The 17,581-nt window shown below is 68.4% G+C and carries 13 protein-coding genes; 5 read left to right on the top strand and 8 right to left on the bottom strand.

Going from position 1 to position 17,581, the window contains the following annotated elements; genetic code table 11:
* The first annotated feature begins 89 nt into the window (after positions 1–89).
* Together mfd and ACFTSA_RS04745 are read left to right on the top strand one after the other, a co-directional pair.
* Positions 90–3,821: a transcription-repair coupling factor gene (gene mfd, locus ACFTSA_RS04750; protein ID WP_377950017.1), complete on the top strand. Its 3,732-nt coding sequence runs from the start codon at positions 90–92 to the stop codon at positions 3,819–3,821.
* A gap of 5 nt (positions 3,822–3,826) precedes the next feature.
* The gene (locus ACFTSA_RS04745) at positions 3,827–4,657 is read left to right on the top strand and encodes a metal-dependent hydrolase (protein WP_377950016.1); all 831 of its coding nucleotides are present in this window, start codon (positions 3,827–3,829) and stop codon (positions 4,655–4,657) included.
* Positions 4,658–4,720: 63 nt separating this feature from the next.
* Here the strand turns inward: ACFTSA_RS04745 and ACFTSA_RS04740 are convergent, their stop codons facing one another.
* The 6 genes from ACFTSA_RS04740 to nirB form a co-directional block, all read right to left on the bottom strand.
* Complete coding sequence (locus tag ACFTSA_RS04740) at positions 4,721–4,954, bottom strand: hypothetical protein (protein WP_377950014.1); 234 nt, start codon at positions 4,952–4,954, stop codon at positions 4,721–4,723.
* A 46-nt stretch (positions 4,955–5,000) separates the two neighbouring features.
* Positions 5,001–5,756, bottom strand: coding sequence for a deoxyribose-phosphate aldolase (gene deoC / locus ACFTSA_RS04735; RefSeq protein WP_377950012.1), 756 nt, complete (start codon positions 5,754–5,756; stop codon positions 5,001–5,003).
* A gap of 83 nt (positions 5,757–5,839) precedes the next feature.
* Positions 5,840–6,697, bottom strand: a complete 858-nt coding sequence (locus ACFTSA_RS04730; RefSeq protein ID WP_377950010.1) for an FAD-dependent oxidoreductase — start codon at positions 6,695–6,697, stop codon at positions 5,840–5,842.
* A 262-nt stretch (positions 6,698–6,959) separates the two neighbouring features.
* Positions 6,960–8,120, bottom strand: coding sequence for a uroporphyrinogen-III synthase (locus ACFTSA_RS04725; RefSeq protein WP_377950008.1), 1,161 nt, complete (start codon positions 8,118–8,120; stop codon positions 6,960–6,962).
* Positions 8,121–8,134: 14 nt separating this feature from the next.
* Positions 8,135–9,169: a uroporphyrinogen-III C-methyltransferase gene (gene cobA, locus ACFTSA_RS04720; protein ID WP_377950006.1), complete on the bottom strand. Its 1,035-nt coding sequence runs from the start codon at positions 9,167–9,169 to the stop codon at positions 8,135–8,137.
* A gap of 2 nt (positions 9,170–9,171) precedes the next feature.
* Entirely contained in the window at positions 9,172–11,832 is a 2,661-nt protein-coding gene (gene nirB / locus ACFTSA_RS04715) for a nitrite reductase large subunit NirB (protein ID WP_377950004.1), read from the bottom strand.
* A gap of 295 nt (positions 11,833–12,127) precedes the next feature.
* Between nirB and nirD the strand changes: the two genes are divergently transcribed.
* The gene (gene nirD, locus ACFTSA_RS04710; protein WP_377950002.1) at positions 12,128–12,493 is read left to right on the top strand and encodes a nitrite reductase small subunit NirD; all 366 of its coding nucleotides are present in this window, start codon (positions 12,128–12,130) and stop codon (positions 12,491–12,493) included.
* A gap of 15 nt (positions 12,494–12,508) precedes the next feature.
* On the opposite strand, the gene ACFTSA_RS04705 is transcribed toward nirD, so the two are convergent.
* Positions 12,509–14,293 carry a phospho-sugar mutase gene (locus tag ACFTSA_RS04705; protein ID WP_377950001.1) on the bottom strand — a complete coding sequence of 595 codons (1,785 nt, stop codon included), beginning with the start codon at positions 14,291–14,293 and terminating at the stop codon, positions 12,509–12,511.
* A 132-nt stretch (positions 14,294–14,425) separates the two neighbouring features.
* Here ACFTSA_RS04705 and ACFTSA_RS04700 point away from each other — a divergent pair, with 132 nt between their 5' ends.
* On the top strand, positions 14,426–14,950 hold the full coding sequence (locus ACFTSA_RS04700; RefSeq protein WP_377949999.1) for an RrF2 family transcriptional regulator: 525 nt from the start codon (positions 14,426–14,428) through the stop codon (positions 14,948–14,950).
* Positions 14,951–15,054: 104 nt separating this feature from the next.
* On the opposite strand, the gene ACFTSA_RS04695 is transcribed toward ACFTSA_RS04700, so the two are convergent.
* Complete coding sequence (locus ACFTSA_RS04695; protein WP_377949997.1) at positions 15,055–15,873, bottom strand: purine-nucleoside phosphorylase; 819 nt, start codon at positions 15,871–15,873, stop codon at positions 15,055–15,057.
* 116 nt (positions 15,874–15,989) lie between these two features.
* On the opposite strand from ACFTSA_RS04695, the gene ACFTSA_RS04690 reads away from it, so the two are divergent.
* Positions 15,990–17,405: an NAD(P)H-quinone dehydrogenase gene (locus ACFTSA_RS04690; RefSeq protein ID WP_377949995.1), complete on the top strand. Its 1,416-nt coding sequence runs from the start codon at positions 15,990–15,992 to the stop codon at positions 17,403–17,405.
* Positions 17,406–17,581 lie beyond the last annotated feature (176 nt).

The following is a 17,581-nucleotide window of genomic DNA, read 5'->3' as shown; positions in this document are numbered from 1 at the left end:
CAGGGGTAGGCTGGAAGCCCCGGCATTCGCAAGAATCTCGGCTTTTCGTGTTGCCTGCGTTCTAACGAGATTTCCAGGAGATCCTGCCCATGAGCTCCAAAGGCCAGAGCCTCAAAGGCCAGCCGTCCAACGGACTGCCACTCAATGGCCTGCGCCGCGTCCTGCACGCGGACACGACGTTCGCCCGGGTGCAGGCCGAGGCCGGGCGGAGCTTCAGCATCCGCAGCGAGGACTACCAGATCAGCGCCCCGGCAGGCCTGCGGCCCGTGCTCCTCGCCGAGATGGCGGACGGCCTGCTGAACGCTGCGGGAAACGGCAACGCCAGCGCTGACCACGCCGCGCCGGGTGTTGTCCTGGCCGTGACCGCTACGGGCCGTGAGGCCGAGGACCTCGCCGCCGCGCTCCGCGCCTACCTGCCGGCCCATGCCGTGGCCGAGTTCCCCAGTTGGGAGACCCTCCCGCACGAGCGGCTGTCCCCGCGTTCGGACACCGTGGGCCGCCGCCTGTCGGTCCTGCGGCGCCTGGCCCATCCAGAAGACACAGCCCATCCCGCAGATTCAGCGCACCCGGAAAACGCAGCGGGCCCCCTGCGCGTGGTGGTGGCCCCCGTCCGTGCCGTGGTCCAGCCCATCGTGGCCGGCCTGGGGGAACTGGTTCCGGTGACCCTGAAGGTGGGCCAGGAGGTCCCGTTCAACGACGTGATCCGGAACCTCGCGGCCGCTGCCTACTCCCGCGTGGACATGGTCACGCACCGCGGTGAATTCGCCGTCCGTGGCGGCATCCTGGACGTGTTCCCGCCCACCGAGGACCACCCCATCCGGGTAGAGTTCTTCGGCGACGAGGTGGACCAGATGCGCTGGTTCGCCGTCGCCGACCAGCGCTCGTTGTCCGCCCCCGGCGTGCACCACCCCACCGAACTGCACGCCCCGCCGTGCCGCGAAATCCTCATCACCCCCTCGGTCATGTCCCGGGCCGCCACGCTGAAGCCGCAGCTCCCCGCGGCTGCCGACATGCTGGAGAAGATCGCCGGCGGCATTGCCGTGGAGGGCATGGAATCCCTGGCCCCTGTCCTGGTGGACGCCATGGTTCCGTTCATGGAACAGCTGCCCGCAGGCTCCATCTCGGTGATCATCGAACCGGAGAAGGTCCGCACCCGCGCCCACGATCTTGCGGCCACCAACGAGGAATTCCTGGAAGCTGCGTGGTCCACTGCCTCCGACGGCGGAACCGCGCCGCTGGACCTCAGCTCGCAGGCCTCTGCGGCCCTGCACTCCGCCAGCTTCCGTTCCCTGGCCGAGACCCGCACTGCGGCGCTCGGGAACGAGGTGTCCTGGTGGTCCATCACGTCACTGGCCACCGACGAGGAACTCACACCGGACATCGACGTGCTCAACCTCCACGCCCGCGAACCGCGCGGCTACCAGGGCGACGTGGCGGAGATGATGGATTTCATCGGCTCGCACGTGCGGGACCAGTGGCGGATCGTGGTGGCCACTGAAGGCCCGGGCCCCGCGCAGCGCCTGGCCGAACTGTTCCACGACGCCGACATCCCCTGCACCCGGGTGGACACACTGGACCACGAACCCCAGGCGGGGATCATCGAGGTGACCACTGCCGCCGTCGGACGCGGTTTTGTCCTGGACGGACTGAAACTCGGCCTCCTCACCGAAGCTGACCTGCTGGGCCGCACCTCGGCCGGCTCCACGAAGGACATGCGCCGCATGCCGTCCAAGCGGCGCAACGCCGTTGACCCGCTGCAGCTCGTGGCCGGCGACCATGTGGTGCACGAACAGCACGGTATCGGCCGGTTCGTGGAGCTGCTCCAGCGCAAGGTGGCCGGTGGCAGCGACGGCGTGCGCGAATACCTTGTGCTGGAATACGCGCCGTCCAAGCGCGGGGCGCCGGGGGACCGGCTGTTCGTCCCCACCGACCAGCTGGACCAGGTGACCCGCTACGTCGGCGGCGACACCCCCGTGCTCAGCAAGATGGGCGGCGCGGACTGGGCCAGCACCAAGTCCAAGGCGCGCCGGGCGGTCAAGGAAATCGCCGGCGAGCTCATCCGGCTCTACTCGGCCCGGATGGCCTCGCGCGGCCATGCCTTCGCGCCGGACACTCCGTGGCAGCGCGAGCTGGAGGAGGCCTTCCCGTACGTGGAAACCCCGGACCAGCTCACCACCATCAACGAGGTCAAAGCCGACATGGAGCGCGAGATCCCCATGGACCGGCTGGTCTCCGGCGACGTCGGCTACGGCAAGACCGAGATCGCCGTCCGCGCCGCCTTCAAGGCCGTGCAGGACGGCAAGCAGGTGGCGGTGCTGGTGCCCACCACCCTGCTGGCCCAGCAGCACTACGAGACGTTCACCGAGCGGTTCTCCGGCTTCCCGCTCCGCGTGAAGCCGCTGTCCCGCTTCCAGGCCTCCAAGGAAGCCAAGGAAACGGCCGAGGGCGTGAAGAACGGCTCGGTGGACGTGGTGATCGGCACGCACCGGCTGCTGTCCAAGGACTTCGAGTTCAAGGACCTCGGCCTGGTGATCGTGGACGAGGAGCAGCGCTTCGGCGTCGAGCACAAGGAAGCGCTGAAGAAGATGCGCACCAATGTGGACGTCCTGGCCATGAGCGCCACGCCGATCCCGCGCACGCTCGAAATGTCGCTGACCGGCATCCGCGAAACGTCCACCCTGGCAACCCCGCCGGAGGAGCGGCACCCCGTGCTCACGTACGTTGGGCCGTACACGGACAAGCAGACCTCCGCCGCCATCCGCCGCGAGCTGATGCGCGAGGGCCAGGTGTTCTTCGTCCACAACCGCGTCTCCACAATCGAAAAGACCGCGGCCAAGATCCGAGAACTCGTTCCCGAAGCCAGGGTGGAGGTGGCCCACGGCAAGATGTCCGAGAGCCGGCTGGAGCAGATCATCGTGGACTTCTGGGAGAAACGCTTCGATGTCCTGGTGTGCACCACCATCATCGAGACCGGCCTGGACATCTCCAACGCCAACACCCTGATCGTGGACGGCGCGGACAAGTATGGCCTGTCGCAGCTCCACCAGCTGCGCGGACGCGTGGGCCGCGGACGCGAACGCGCCTACGCCTACTTCCTCTACCCCTCCGAGAAACCCCTGGGCGAGGTGGCGCTGGAACGCCTGAAGGCCGTGGCCACCCACAACGAGCTCGGCGCGGGCATGCAGCTGGCCATGAAGGACCTGGAAATCCGCGGTGCCGGCAACCTGCTGGGCGGCGAGCAGTCAGGCCACATCCAGGGCGTCGGTTTCGACCTCTACATCCGGCTGGTGGGCGAGGCCGTGGCCGAGTACCGCGGTGAAGCGGAGGAGAAGGCGGCCGAGATGAAGATCGAGCTGCCCGTCAACGCGCACCTGCCGCACGACTACGTGCCGGGGGAGCGGCTGCGGCTGGAGGCCTACCGGAAGCTGGCGTCCGCCGTGACGAACGAGGCCATCGACGAGGTCCTCGCCGAACTCGTGGACCGCTATGGCGAGCCGCCGCTGCCCGCACAGAACCTGGTCGCCGTCGCGCGCTTCCGGGTGGGTGCACGCGAAGCCGGGCTCTCCGACGTGGCCCTGCAGGGCAACTTCATCCGGTTCTCCCCGGCGCAGCTGCCCGAATCGAAGACCATGCGCCTCAACCGCATGTACCCGGGTGCACAGTCCAAGCCTGCCCTCGACGCCGTGCTCATCCCCAAGCCCAAGACGGCACGGATCGGCGGCCGCGACCTGCAGGACGCCGAAATCCTGGAGTGGGCCGACGGCGTCATCCGCAACATTTTCGCGGACGCTCCGGTCCCGCTCGAAGCCACGAAGAGCTAGCCGTGATGGGAGGACACCACGCCGCGTCAGGAGCCGCGGCGTGGGTGGCTGTTGCCGCGACGGGGCCGTACACCCTGGGCTGGTATCCGCTGGACGCCACCGGTGTGCTGATCGGCGGCATGGTGACTGCGGGCACCGCCCTCGTGTGCGACTGGGACCACCGCTCCAGCACCGTGGCGCATTCGCTGCCGCCGCTGTCCAACATGATCGCCGTGGGCATCGAGAATGCCAGCGGCGGCCACCGGCAAGGCACGCACTCGCTGCTGGGGGCGGCCATGTTCGTGCTGCTCGCCGCGGTTGCGGCGCAGGTCCAGGTGGACACGCCCTGGGGTGTGCTGTCGGTCGGCGCCGGGCTGCTGTGCATGTTCATGATCAACATCGCCGCCCAGGCGCTGAAGCTGTTTCCGAAGTCCGGGTGGATCACCAACTGGGTTTTCGCCCTGGCCATGGCCGGGCTGGTGACCTGGTTCGCGCCGCACCAGTGGACCTGGCTGCCCATGTCCATGCTGATCGGCGTCGTGGTCCACATCGTGGGGGACATGGTGACCACCGGCGGTGTCCCGCTCCTTTGGCCGCTGGTGATCAAGCCGCCAAAGTTCCTGCGCCGGCTCTGGGTGCTGAGGAACTTCTGGCGGCCCAACGGCGCCTTCTCCGTCCCGCTGCTGGGCCGGGCCGGCTCGCGGCGGGAGTGGCTGGTGCTGATTCCGGTGAGCGGCTACGCGATGGTGGGAATGTGCCTGGCGGCCTGGTCGCTGGCCGGCACGCACTTCCCGGCCGCGCTGGCCCTGGCCGGGAAGCTGGCCAGCAGCCTGCTGGGATTGCCGCCTGCGGGCTGACTGCGGGTTAAACCACTGAGGCCCCGGGATTCCGGGGCCTCAGTCGTTAAGTCTTCGTGGTCTCTAGTATTCGCCGGCTGAGTCGGAGCGGCCGGTGATGGTCTGCGGGATCCAGAATGCGAGGGCGAAGAGGCCAAGGCACACGGCCATCGGCCACGGGTTGCCCAGCGTCAGGAAGGACAGCGAGTAGATGGCACCCAGGAACAGGGCCATGATCACCACGAAAAGAACGATGCTGCCCGCCAGCGGGTTCTCGTTCTGGGGCGTCTTTACCTGCTGGTCAATCTTGCTGGACATTCATTCCTCCTCGGCCCCGCGGGGCTCAAACTGTGGCGGCCGCCGGTCAGTACGCAGACGAACCCTGTTCGCCTTTGACGATTGCAATACCGGAGCTGGCGCCAATACGTGTTGCACCTGCAGCAATCATAGCCTGTGCGTCCTCGAGGGACCGCACGCCGCCGGACGCCTTGACGCCCAGGTCCGGGCCCACGGTGCGCCGCAGAAGGGCGACGTCTTCGACGGTGGCGCCGCCGCCGTTGAAGCCCGTGGAGGTCTTGACGAAGTCGGCCCCGGCCTCCACGGCCGCTTCGCAGGCCAGGACTTTTTGGTCGTCGGTGAGCAGGCCGGTCTCGATGATGACCTTGAGGATCGCCTCTTCGGCGTGCACGGCCTCGGCCACTGCCTTGATGTCGTCCACCAGGGCGCCCGTGTCCGAGGCCCTGGCCGCGGCGATGTCGATGACCATGTCCACTTCGTCGGCCCCGTCCAGGACGGCCCCGCGCGCCTCGAACGCCTTGACGTCGCTGGGCGTGGCGCCCAGCGGGAAACCGACAACGGAGCAGGTGAGCACGCCGGTGCCCTTGAGGGCGGTCTTGACCGTCTTGACCCACACCGGGTTCACGCACACCGACTTGAACCTGTACTCCGCGGCCTCGGCACACACCTTGAGGATGTCCGCCTCGCTGGCCTCCGGCTTCAACAGAGTGTGGTCGATGTAGGAAGCGATGCCCGGCGCCCCGCTGCCCACACCGGCACGTTCGTCGGGAGAGCCTGCGGGGCTGGTCGCGGTGCCCGTTCCGGGGCTGGCTTCGTTGCTCATGCTGGTCCTTTCCATGGGCCTTTGGCCGACGGCGCCACGGGTATCGCGGCATCCTTTCGAACCATCCTGCCACAGCGGGAAAGCTAGGCAGCGGTGGCCAACTGCCCCACGGAAAGCGCCGCCATGAGCTCCGCCGCGCAGGCGCCGGCAGCGGACCCGGACGCCACCAGCAGACCCAGCCGCACGCCGTCGAACGCTGCCGCATCCCCGATAGCCCAAATGTTGGGCACGGAGGAGCGGAAGTCCCGGCCGACGACGATCCCGCCCGACGCCGCCGTCTTCACCCCGGCGGCGGCCGCCAGGCCGTCCCGGGGCACGCGGTCCTCGGCGAGGACCACGAGGTCGCCGTTCATGCGGCTGCCGTCCTCGAACACGATGCCGGCGGCCGGCAGCACTGAGCCGGCAAGCGTTGGCACGACGGCGGCAGGCCGGGCAGTGGTGCGGACGGGACGGACGCCGCGGGCACGGAGCACGGCTTCGGCCTGTCCGGCGGCGGGACCGGTGCCCACCAGGATGCCCAGCGGCCTGCGGCCCAGGACCCGGGTGACTTCCTTGACGGCGTGGCCGATCTTCGCGGCGTCATCGATGGTGGAGTAGCTGAGGCAGCGGCCGGAGCCGTCCACCGGCGAGTCCACCGGGGCCGAGCCCGTGGCGATGACCAGCTCGTCGTAACTGAATTCCATGCCGTCGGCGGTGGTGACCACCTTGGCCGCGGCGTCGATGTGGCTGGCGGGCTGGCCGAAGCGTACGGAGACCAAGGGCAGGGCCGCCAGCTCCAGCAGGTCGTCGGAGGCGTCGTCGCGGCTGCTCAGCACGGTGACTGTGCCGGAGAATCGGGCTGCGGCGAGCTGGGCCACGAGCGCCTGGGCGGCCGGGCCTGCCCCGGCGATGAGGATTTTCGATGCGGTGTCAGTGGACGGAAACTGTGCCGGAGCGGACATGTGCGGGCCCTTTCGAATGCTGCACCAGGCGGGCCGATCGGGGGCCCTGTTGTGCTGATGGGACCCAGCCTAGGGGGAGCATTTTTCGCGGGTGTTTCCCGGCCGTTGCGGAATTGTCCCCGGCCGTTCAATGCTTTTTACCACCCGGCAACAAAAGGGAGTTTTTGTCCAGATATCGCGCCCTAAACCACGTTTAGAGGCCATTATCTGGACAAAAACTCCCTTTGTTATTTGCGTCACGCTATTCGGGTTGCACCTGCCGTTAGACGCGGATGCGGTAGCCGCGCTTCACCACGGTTTCCACGAGCTTGCCGTCCGGCAGGGACGAGCGGAGCCGGCTGACCGTCATGTCCAGCGCGTGCACCGAGCCGCGCAGTTCCAGGAGTTCGGAGAGAGACTCCCGGGACAGGACTGCGCCGCCGGCGGCCAGGAGCGCGCGCAGCAGCAGGAGCGGCGCGGGGGCGATCTCCACCGGCTCGCCATCGATCCGCAGCGAACGGCCGCGCAGTTCCACGTTTCCGGACCGCGTGTCGAGGCGGCGCACATGGTTCAGCGCGAGGTGCTCGCACACGAGCCGGATCAGCGCGCCCATCCGGAACCGCTCCGGCACCAGGGGGGTGATGCCCGCGTCCAGCAGCGGCTGCGCGGTCACGGGACCAACGACGGCGGTCGTCACGGTGGTCTTGAGGCTCTCCACGAGCTGCTTGTACAGCCCCATCTCGTGGGCCGTGCTCCACATCGCATCCACGGCGGGGGCACTCGTGAACGTCAGGACGTCCAGGTTGCCGCTGCACGCAGCCTCGATCAGGCGGGGGAGGCGGTCGGCGCCGTCGGGCTTCACCCAGCGGTACGGGGTCACGGTCAGGACCGTGGCGCCGGACATGCGCAGCCGCTCCAGCTGGCGGACGTCAGTGTAGCCGTGCAGCTGCACAGCCACGGTCTTGCCGCGCACGCCCTCGGCCAGCAGCATGTCCACCAGCGTTGCGGTGGTCTCGTCACTGCTGATTCCGACGTCGGCCAGGCCGGCCGCGCGCACGGCGCCGCGGGCTTTGGGTCCGCGGACGAACATCCGGCAGGCGCCCAGGGTCTCCAGCAGCTGCTCGCCGATGCCCGACGCATCCGCCGCCTCGCACCAGCGGCGCATGCCGTAGGCCGTGGTGGCGATGCAGAGGTCGGGCTTGGCAGCGATGATCGCCTTGGTGTCCTCGATGAGGCTGATGTCCTCGTTCACGGGGGCGATCTTCAGGGCCGGGGCATGCAGGACCTCGGCGCCGCGGCGTTCCAGGGCCTCGATGAGGTCCCGCGAACGGCGGTGGGAGGTCACACCGATCCGGAAACCCTCCAGCGGGGCCTCGGCGGCCGCCTCCGGAGCGGTTTCGGTGATCGCGGCGGGTGCTGTTTCAGCGGGGGCTAGTGCATTCATTGTGTTCATGCCTATCACGAACCCAGCAGCGAGGCCGCCAGGCGGTCGAGTTCCGCCGCGGCCTCGGCATGGCCGCGGTTGGCCTCAGCCACCCGCACCACCTCGCCGATCACCAGGACGGCGGGGTTGCTGCAGCCGGCGGCGGCAGTGGTGATGTTTCCGAGTTCCGCGATGGTGGTCTTCTGGCCCGGCCGGTAGCCGCGCTCCACTACAGCCATGGGCATGTTGGTGCGCATCCCGGCACGGCGCAGGCCGGCGGCGAGGTGGTGCAGCGTGCCGATGCCCATCAGCACCACGATGGTTCCGCCCAGGCCGGCCAGGTGTGTGAGCTCCTTCTCGGTGAGCGGCGCGTGGCCGGACACCACCGTGAACATGTGGCTGACTTCACGGTGCGTCACGGGGATCCCGGCGGCAGCCGGCACGGAGATGGCGCTGGTGACGCCGGAAATGACGCGGACCGGGACGCCGGCGGCGACGCAGGACGCCACTTCCTCGCCGCCGCGGCCGAAGACGTACGGGTCGCCGCCCTTGAGCCGCACCACGTTGTTGCCTTCCAGGGCCGAGGCGATCATGAGCTTCTCGATGTCGCCCTGGCTCACCTTGTGGTGTCCCGGGCGCTTTCCGACGTCGACCAGTTCGGCGGAGGTGAGGGACGCCAGCTCCTGGTACGGGGCCAGCCGGTCGTAGAACACGACGTCGGCATCGCGCAGCGCCTTGACGGCCGCCACGGTCAGCAGCTCACCGGTGCCCGGGCCGCCGCCAACCAGCGTGACGTGCCCGGCCCGGCCGGCGGCCGGTTCGGCCGCCACCGGAATGCCGGCGGCGCGGCAGCGGTCCAGCAGCGGTTCCCAGCCGGCCTGGCCGTCGTCGACGGCGGCGACCAGGAACGGGCGCTCGGGCAGCGGGCCGTCGTTCCCGGCACCCTGCGGGGTGCTGAGGCGGGAGACGACGGCGCCGGCTGCCTCGTAGCGGCGGACGGCCTGGCGGGCGGCTAAATCAGAGCCGGTGACCAGCACGTCGCGGCCGGTGAGATCAATGCTGAGCTGCATGCCTATACCTCGTTCTCGTCAAGCAGTTCCGGCGTGGAGGGCCGCATCGGGATGGAAGCCCCGATCAGCACGGGCTGCTGGGCGGCCACCGCCTTTTCCTCAGCCGTGGCCGGGCGCATCTGGCCGCGCTCGTCCGGGACGAAGGTGATGGAATCGTCCTTCTGGTCGGGGGCGTTGACGAAGGAGCGGAACCGGCGGAGGCGCTCGGGGTCCTTCAGGGTGTCCGCCCACTCGTCGATGTAGGTGTCGACGTGCTTGGCCATGGCTGCCTCGAGGTCCTCGGCGATGCCCAGGGTGTCCTTGACCACCACGTCCTCGACGTGCTTGATGCCGCCGTCGAGCTCTTCCTGCCAACGCGCGGTGCGCTGCAGGCGGTCCGCGGTGCGGATGTAGTACATGAAGTAGCGGTCGATGTACTTGATCAGGGTCTGGTCGTCCAGGTCCTTGGCCAGCAGCTGTGCATGGGCCGGGGTGGCACCGCCGTTGCCGCCGACGTACAGGTTCCAGCCGTCCGCGGTGGCGATCACGCCGACGTCCTTGCCGCGGGCCTCGGCGCACTCGCGGGCGCAGCCGGAGACGCCCATCTTGAGCTTGTGCGGGCTGCGGAGGCCGCGGTAGCGGAGCTCGAGCTGGATGGCCATGGCCACCGAGTCCTGGACGCCGAAGCGGCACCAGGTGGAACCGACGCAGGACTTTACCGTGCGCAGGCTCTTGCCGTAGGCCTGGCCGGATTCGAAACCGGCGTCCACCAGTTCCTTCCAGATTTCGGGCAGCTGCTCCAGCCTGGCACCGAACATGTCGATGCGCTGGCCGCCGGTGATCTTGGTGTATAGGTTGTACTTTTCGGCGACAGCGGCGATGACGCCGAGCTTCTTCGGGGTGATCTCGCCGCCGGCGATGCGGGGGACCACCGAGTAGGTGCCGTCCTTCTGCATGTTGGCCAGGGCGCGGTCGTTGGTGTCCTGCAGGGTGCCGCGGCCGGCGTCCAGGACGTAGTTGCTGTTCTGGCTGGCCAGGATGTTGGCGATGGTCGGCTTGCAGATGTCGCAGCCTGCGCCGGTGCCGTATTTGGCCATGATCTCTTCGAAGGAGGTCAGTTCCAGGACGCGGATGGCGTCGAACAGTTCCTGGCGGGACAGCTCGATGTGCTCGCAGAGGGCCTTGGAAACCTCGACGCCGGACTTGGTCAGTTCGGTTTCCAGCAGCTTCTTCAGCATCGGCACGCAGGAACCACACTGCGTTCCGGCGCGGGTGCAGCCCTTGAGTTCGCCGAGTTCCTGGACGGGGGCGTTGCCTTCGCAGGCGCCGCAGCCGTTGATGGCGTCGCGGATGGTTCCGGCGGTCACGTTGTTGCAGGAGCACAGGGTGGCGTCGTCCGGCAGTTCGGTCTCGGGGGCTTCACCGCCGCCGGCGGCCGTCAGATAGGCGCCGGGTTCTGCCGGGAGCTCCCGGCCCAGGAGCGGTCGGAGGCTGGTGTAAGGGGCTGCATCGCCAACGAAGATGCCGCCGAGCAGGGTCTTGGCGTCGTCGGTGGTGACGATCTTCTGGTAGACGCCGCGGGCGGGGTCCGCGTAGACAATCTCGAGGGCGTGTTCCGTCTTGGCGAACGCGTCGCCGAAGCTGGCCACGTCCACGCCGGAAAGCTTGAGCTTGGTGGCGGTGTCGAAACCGGGAAAGGTGGCCTCGCCGCCGTGCAGCCGGTCGGCGACGATCTCTGCCATCGTGTTGGCAGGGGCCACCAGGCCCAGGCACATGCCTTCGAAGTTGGCGACCTCGCCGATGGCCCAGACGCCGGGCACCTGGGTGGCGCAGTAGTCGTTGATCACCACGCCTCCGCGCGGACCAAGGTCAAACAGGGACTCTTCGCCTTCGGCGGCGCGGAAGAGCTCATCGCGCGGCCTGACACCGATCGCCACGATGACAATGTCAGCCGGAATGATGCGGCCGTCGGCCATCAGCACCCCGGTGACCTGGCCGTCGTCGTCCGCCTGAATTTCGGACGGGAACACACCGCCGTGGACTTCGAAGCCCTTCGCCTCGATGAGGCGGCCCAGCGCCTGGCCGGCGCCCTCGTCGAGCTGGGTGTTCATGAGCCAGGGCGCGCCGTTGATGACAACGGGGGTGGCGCCGAGCTGTTCGGTGCCGGCCGCGGATTCGAGGCCGAGGAGGCCGCCGCCGATGGTGACGGCGTTGACCTTGCGGCCGAGCTTTTCGGTGAGTTCGGCGATGGACTTGTTGATGGCCCAGACGTCTTCGAGGGTGCGGTAGACGTGCACGCGCTCGGCGCCGGGCAGCGGCAGCCGGGCGGCATCCGAACCGGTGGCAACCACCAGTTCGTCGTATTCATAGGTGTTGCCGGCCCCGGTTTCAACGGACTTGCCTGCGGTGTCGATCTTCACCACGCGCTCGCCGGTCTGAAGGGTGAGCGACTCGTGGTCCCACATGGAAGCCGTACCCAGCGTCAGGTCCACGGTGCTGTCTGTGAGGGCCTTGCTCAGTGCAACGCGGTCATAGGGCAGGTGGGCTTCCTCGGTCAGAACAGTTACCTGCCAGCCTTCGAGGCCGCGGGCATGCATGGCGTCCGCAAAACGGTGGGCTGCAGGGCCGCCGCCGGCGACCACAACGCGGCGCGGAGTCGATGGGGTTGAAGTCTGTTCGGTCACTGTGGGCCTTTCGCATGGGCCGCAGACGGTGCTCTGCAGCTTGTGCATTCAGCCTAGGGAGACGCAGTTTCGCTGCAGTTTCCCGTTTGTTTCGTGAACTTAACTTCTGCATCACGGGATTGTTTCGGACCATGTGAGGTGTCTTTTACGTTCTTGACACATTGACTGCACCCCGTCGAAACACCTGAAGCCTAGCTTTGGTATACGGCCGCAGCGGCTGCAAAAGCAGGCGGAATTAGTCGCCTCACAGACCGGCCAGCCGCCGGAAAGCACGCAAAAGGGAGAGGAGCCGGACATGACGGCAACACTGGAACTTGAGGATCTCGCCACCGGATATGCAGCAGGCTGGCACCGCGTCTGCGCGGTGGAGGACCTGGAACCCGCCTGGGGCGAAGCGGCACTCGTGGCCGGCCGGCAGGTGGCCCTGTTCCGCACCGCCCCCGGTGAGGTTTTCGCCGTAGCCCAGCAGGACCCGGCCACCGGCGCCTTCGTCATGGCACGCGGCATCCTCGGATCACGCGGCACGCGCCCCACCATCGCCTCGCCGCTGCACAAGGAGGTCTACGACCTCGAGACCGGCGAGTGCTTCGGCAACGCGGACCTGCGCCTTGCCGCCTTCAGCACGCGCATCGTGGACGGCTTCATCGAGGTTGAGCTCTAGGGGTTTAAAGGCCCGTTAGAGTCCCAGTGCCTCGCGCACGTCGGTGAGCACGCGGTCCAGTGCGGCCCTGGCCGCCAGCCGGGCTTCGGGCAGTTCAGCGGCCGAGCCGACGCTTTGGATGACCTCGAGGTAGCACTTGAGCTTCGGCTCCGTGCCGCTCGGCCGGATGATCACGCGGCTGAGGTCGCGGGTCAGATAGAGGAGCCCGTCGGTCGGAGGCAGGTGTTCGCTGCCTTCGGCCAGGTCCACGAATGACTCCACGGCCGAGCCGCCAAATGATTCGGGCGGGTTCACGCGCAGCCGGTTCATCATGGCGTCCAGCAGGCCGAGGTCACCCACGCGGATGTTCAGCTGGTCACTCGCGTGGAGTCCGTGGACCAGGTACAGCTCGTCCAGGGTGTCGAATATCGTCTTGCCCTCCGCCTTCGCGGCGGCCGCAAGTTCTGCTATCAGCACCGCGGCGGACAGCCCGTCCTTGTCACGGACCAGGTCCGGCGCAACACAGTAGCCCAGCGCCTCCTCATAGCCGTAGACGAGGCCCGGCACCCGGGAAATCCACTTGAACCCGGTGAGCGTCTCCTCATGCCCGTACCCGGCTGCTGCGGCGATGCGGGCGAGCAGTCGCGACGAAACAATCGAGTTCGCGAACACGCCGCCGCCGGCAGCGGCTCCGGCGGCGTCCGCCCCGGCAGCCTGGACCCCGGAGGCTTCCGCCCCGGAGGCCGCCAGTCGCGCCACGACGTGCGCTCCCAGCAGGGCGCCCACCTCATCGCCCCGCAGCATCCGCCACGCACCCGTGTCCGGATCCTTCGCGGCCACCGCGGCACGGTCCGCGTCGGGGTCGTTGGCCAGCACAATGTCCGCGTCCGTCTGCATCGCCGTCCCGAGGGCAAGGTCCAGGGCGCCGGGTTCCTCGGGGTTGGGAAAACTGACGGTGGGGAAGTCCGGATCGGGCTCGGCCTGCTCGCTGACCAGCGTCACGTCGGTGAACCCGGCCGCCCGGAGGACAGAAACGGCAGTGCTGCCGCCCACGCCGTGCAGCGGCGTCAGGACGATCTTCAGCTCCCGGGCCGGGAAGAGCGCGCGGTCGGCCAGCCCTGCCGTGGCGGCCTCGTAGTCCTGAACGATCCCGCCATCCAGGACCGTCCAGCCGTCCTGGGCCAGGGGGATCGAGGCAAGGTCGCCCACGCTGCTGATTTCGGCGGCGATCCGCGCGTCGTACGGCGCCACGATCTGCGCACCCCGTCCGCTTTCCTCCACGGCATGCCGGCCGAGATACACCTTGTAACCGTTGTCCCGCGGAGGGTTGTGGCTCGCTGTGACCATCACACCGCCGTCGCAGTCCAAAGTCCGGACGGCGTAGGCGAGCAGCGGCGTCGGCAGGGCTGCCGGCATCACGAACGTCTCGATTCCGGCCGCGGTGAACACCGCCGCCGTCTCCGCGGCGAAGATGTCTGAGTTGTAGCGGGCGTCATAGCCGACGACGGCGCGTGGCCGGGTCCCGGGAGCAGCCTCGGCCACCGCACGGACCAGGAATGTGGCGAAGCCCGCCGCTGCGCGGCGGACCACGACGCGGTTCATCCGGTTGGGTCCGGGTCCCAGGGCCGCACGCAGGCCCGCCGTTCCGAACTGCAGCGTTCCGCGGAAGCTGTCTTCAAGGTCCTGCCGGGCGGCGGGCGTGCCGGCCTCGGTGAGCTTCACCAGTTCGGTCAGCGTTGCCGCGGTGAGCGGATCCGGATCCTGGGCGGCCCAGGCACGGGCGTCATTGAGCAGCTGAAGATCGGCTTCGGAAGGCGTCATGGAAACCAAACTATCGTCAAAGCGCGGCCGAGCGGTGCCGGACGGGGCCGGGGACCTGTCACAACCGCGCCCGTTCAAAGCGGGCGGCACGCTCCTTGACAGTAGAAATTCTGGACACGTAGCGTCTGGGTTGTGAAGCTGAACCAGGGAGTGGAGTGGGCCCTCCACTGCTGCGTCAACTTGGCGTGGGCACCCGTCGGAGAACCGATCAGCAGCGGCCGGCTTGCCGAGCTGTACAAGCTGCCGCCGGCGTACCTGAACAAACAGCTTCAGTGCCTGGTGCGGGCGGACGTCCTGCAGTCCGTGTCCGGCCCCAAGGGAGGTTTCCAGCTGGCGCGCCGTGCCGACCGGATCTCGGTCCTGGATGTGGTGCTGGCCATCGAAGGCCGGGAACTGGCGTTCCGCTGCGACGGGATCCTGGCGAACTGCCCCGGCGGTGACGGGGACGAGGACTATCTCCGCAGCTGCATCATTTCGCAGTCCATGCGCCAGGCGGAGCTGGCATGGCGCACCGAACTCGCGCGGCAGACCGTGGCAGGCATCGCGCAGTCGCTCGAACGGCGCTTTCCCCGGGCCCGTGCCGATGCGCTGGCCCAACTCCTCGCCGACGACAAACGCGGGATTAGAACCCCTTCCGAAGGGCGCACCGGGCGCTAAGTGTCCCCACCCGCACCCCTTCCCCCGCAAGCTCTGGCTGGGGCCCTCGCCGGAGCGGCTCCACGGCCAGGGAACCCGGCGGGCGTGGGCCCCCCGCGTTGCGGCTAGAGCCGGCCGATGATTTCCGCCAGGAGCTTGGAGATGCGAGGGCCCGCAGCGTGTCCGGCTTCGAGCACCTCCTCATGGCTCAGCGGAGTGGGGCTGATCCCGGCCGCGAGATTGGTGACCAGCGAGATGCCGAAGACTTCCATGCCGGCGTGCCGGGCAGCGATGGCTTCCAGCGCCGTCGACATGCCCACCAGGTCGGCGCCGATCCGCTTGGCGTACTGCACCTCGGCCGGCGTTTCGTAGTGCGGGCCTGTGAACTGGGCGTAGACACCTTCGGCCAGGGACGGGTCCACCTCGCGGGCCAGGTTCCGGATCCGGGAGGAGTACAGATCGGTTAGGTCCACGAACGTGGCACCCTCGAGCGGGGATGCCGCGGTGAGGTTGATGTGATCTTTGATGAGCACGGGGGTGCCTGGTGCCCAGTTTTCGTTGAGCCCGCCGCAGCCGTTGGTGATCACCAGGGTCCGGCAGCCGGCGGCGGCCGCGGTGCGCACGCCGTGGGCAACGGCCCGGACCCCCTTGCCCTCGTAGTAGTGGGTGCGCGCCCCAAGAACCAGTGCGCGCTTTCCTTCCCGGGTCAGCACGGACCGGATGGTGCCCACGTGTCCCTCCACGGCGGGAGCCGAAAAGCCGGGGACCCCCGACGCCGCGAGCGTTGCAGTGGTCTCGCCGATGAGGTCGGCGGCCTCGGCCCAGCCCGAGCCCAGGACCAGGGCGATGTCGTGCGCCGCGACGCCGGTCTCCGCCGCGATGTAATCCGCAGCCGTGCGCGCTGCCTCGAAGGGATCCGTGTCCAGGAATTCTGTTGTGCTCACCGGTCCAAGCTACCGTGTGCGAACCGGTGCGGGCAGCAGAAACGCGCCCGTGCGGGCCGCCCGGCCGGGCCCGGAAGGTTGGTGGTCCGGCCTGGGATGCGGGAGAATGGTCGCTTGTGACTATGCATCCTGATTTCAGCGCCCCCCGAATCGCAATTCTCGGCGGAGGTCCGGGCGGCTATGAAGCTGCCATGGTGGCCGCCTCGCTCGGAGCCGTTGTCACTATCATCGAGCGGGCCGGCCTCGGCGGCTCCGCGGTGCTGACCGACGTCGTGCCGTCCAAGACGCTGATCGCGACGTCGGACCTGATGACCCGCGTCAGCGGTGCCGGCGAGCTGGGGGTCAAGTTCGACGTCGACGGCGGGGACTTCGTTCCGGTCATGCGCGCCGACCTCAAGCACATCAACGACCGCCTGCTCGGCCTCGCCCGCCAGCAGTCACTCGACATCCAGACCGGCCTGGAGCACCAGAACGTGCGCATCCTGAACGGCTCCGGCAAGCTGGTGGACAGCCACACCATCGAGGTCCTGACCGCCGACGGAACCGAAACCGTCGAGGCTGACGCCATCCTGCTGACCGTCGGGGCACACCCGCGGGAGCTGCCCACGGCACGGCCGGACGGCGAACGGATCCTGAACTGGGCACAGATCTACAACCTGGACGAACTGCCCGAGGAACTGATCGTGGTGGGCTCCGGCGTGACCGGCGCCGAGTTCGCCTCGGCCTACAACGGCCTGGGCTCGAAGGTCACCCTGATCTCCAGCCGCGACCGCGTGCTTCCGGGCTCCGACACCGACGCCGCCGAGGTGCTGGAGGACGTCTTCGAACGCCGCGGCGTGCGGGTGCTGTCCCGCTCACGGGCCGAAACGGTGGAACGGACCGACGACGGCGTGGTGGTCACCCTCGGTGACGGCTCCAAGGTCACCGGCAGCCACTGCCTGGTATGTGTGGGCTCCATTCCCAACACCGCAGGAATCGGGCTGGAGGAAGCCGGCGTGGCGCTGACCGAAAGCGGCCACATCAAGGTGGACGGCGTGTCCCGCACCACCGCCCCGAACATCTACGCTGCCGGCGACTGCACCGGGGTCCTGGCGCTCGCCTCCGTCGCCGCCATGCAGGGCCGGATCGCGATCGCGCACTTCCTGGGCGACCAGGTGACCCCCATCAAGCTGCACCAGGTGGCGTCCAACATCTTCACCTCGCCCGAGATCGCATCGGTTGGCGTGTCCGAGGCCGAGATCGAATCCGGCAAGTACCAGGGCGACATCATCAAGCTGTCCCTGCAGAGCAACGCCCGCGCCAAGATGCGCAACGTCAAGGACGGCTTCGTCAAGATCTTCGCCCGCAAGGGCTCCGGCACCGTGATCGGCGGCGTGGTGGTGGGCGCCAACGCGTCCGAGCTGATCTTCGCCATCTCCATCGCGGTGAAGCAAAAACTGCACGTCGACGACGTCGCCAGCACCTTCACGGTCTACCCGTCGCTGAGCGGCTCCATCTCCGAGGCTGCACGCCGCCTGCACGTCCACATGTAAGAGGCGCCGCTCGGGTCCCCAGGCCGGGCCTGTCGAGACCCGGCGCCGCCGCGCAACCTGTGAATGGCACCATTCTCCTAGTCGCCACGGGCAGAGCTGAGTAAAATTCAGACTGTCGATCCCCGGGATTGGCGGCTCCGGGCTCCGACAGACCGATCCACCAGCGCGGTCAGCTA

This window comes from Arthrobacter sp. NPDC057013 (assembly GCF_042674585.1).
Lineage (GTDB): Bacteria > Actinomycetota > Actinomycetes > Actinomycetales > Micrococcaceae > Arthrobacter.
This window is presented reverse-complemented; position numbering and strand designations above follow the sequence as displayed.

Bases quoted from the DNA above. Each gene is read 5' to 3' on its own strand.
- mfd (WP_377950017.1), top strand. From the start codon at position 90: ATGAGCTCCAAAGGCCAGAGCCTCAAAGGCCAGCCGTCCAACGGACTG.
- ACFTSA_RS04745 (WP_377950016.1), top strand. From the start codon at position 3,827: ATGGGAGGACACCACGCCGCGTCAGGAGCCGCGGCGTGGGTGGCTGTT.
- ACFTSA_RS04740 (WP_377950014.1), bottom strand. From the start codon at position 4,954: ATGTCCAGCAAGATTGACCAGCAGGTAAAGACGCCCCAGAACGAGAAC.
- deoC (WP_377950012.1), bottom strand. From the start codon at position 5,756: ATGAGCAACGAAGCCAGCCCCGGAACGGGCACCGCGACCAGCCCCGCA.
- ACFTSA_RS04730 (WP_377950010.1), bottom strand. From the start codon at position 6,697: ATGTCCGCTCCGGCACAGTTTCCGTCCACTGACACCGCATCGAAAATC.
- ACFTSA_RS04725 (WP_377950008.1), bottom strand. From the start codon at position 8,120: ATGAATGCACTAGCCCCCGCTGAAACAGCACCCGCCGCGATCACCGAA.
- cobA (WP_377950006.1), bottom strand. From the start codon at position 9,169: ATGCAGCTCAGCATTGATCTCACCGGCCGCGACGTGCTGGTCACCGGC.
- nirD (WP_377950002.1), top strand. From the start codon at position 12,128: ATGACGGCAACACTGGAACTTGAGGATCTCGCCACCGGATATGCAGCA.
- ACFTSA_RS04705 (WP_377950001.1), bottom strand. From the start codon at position 14,293: ATGACGCCTTCCGAAGCCGATCTTCAGCTGCTCAATGACGCCCGTGCC.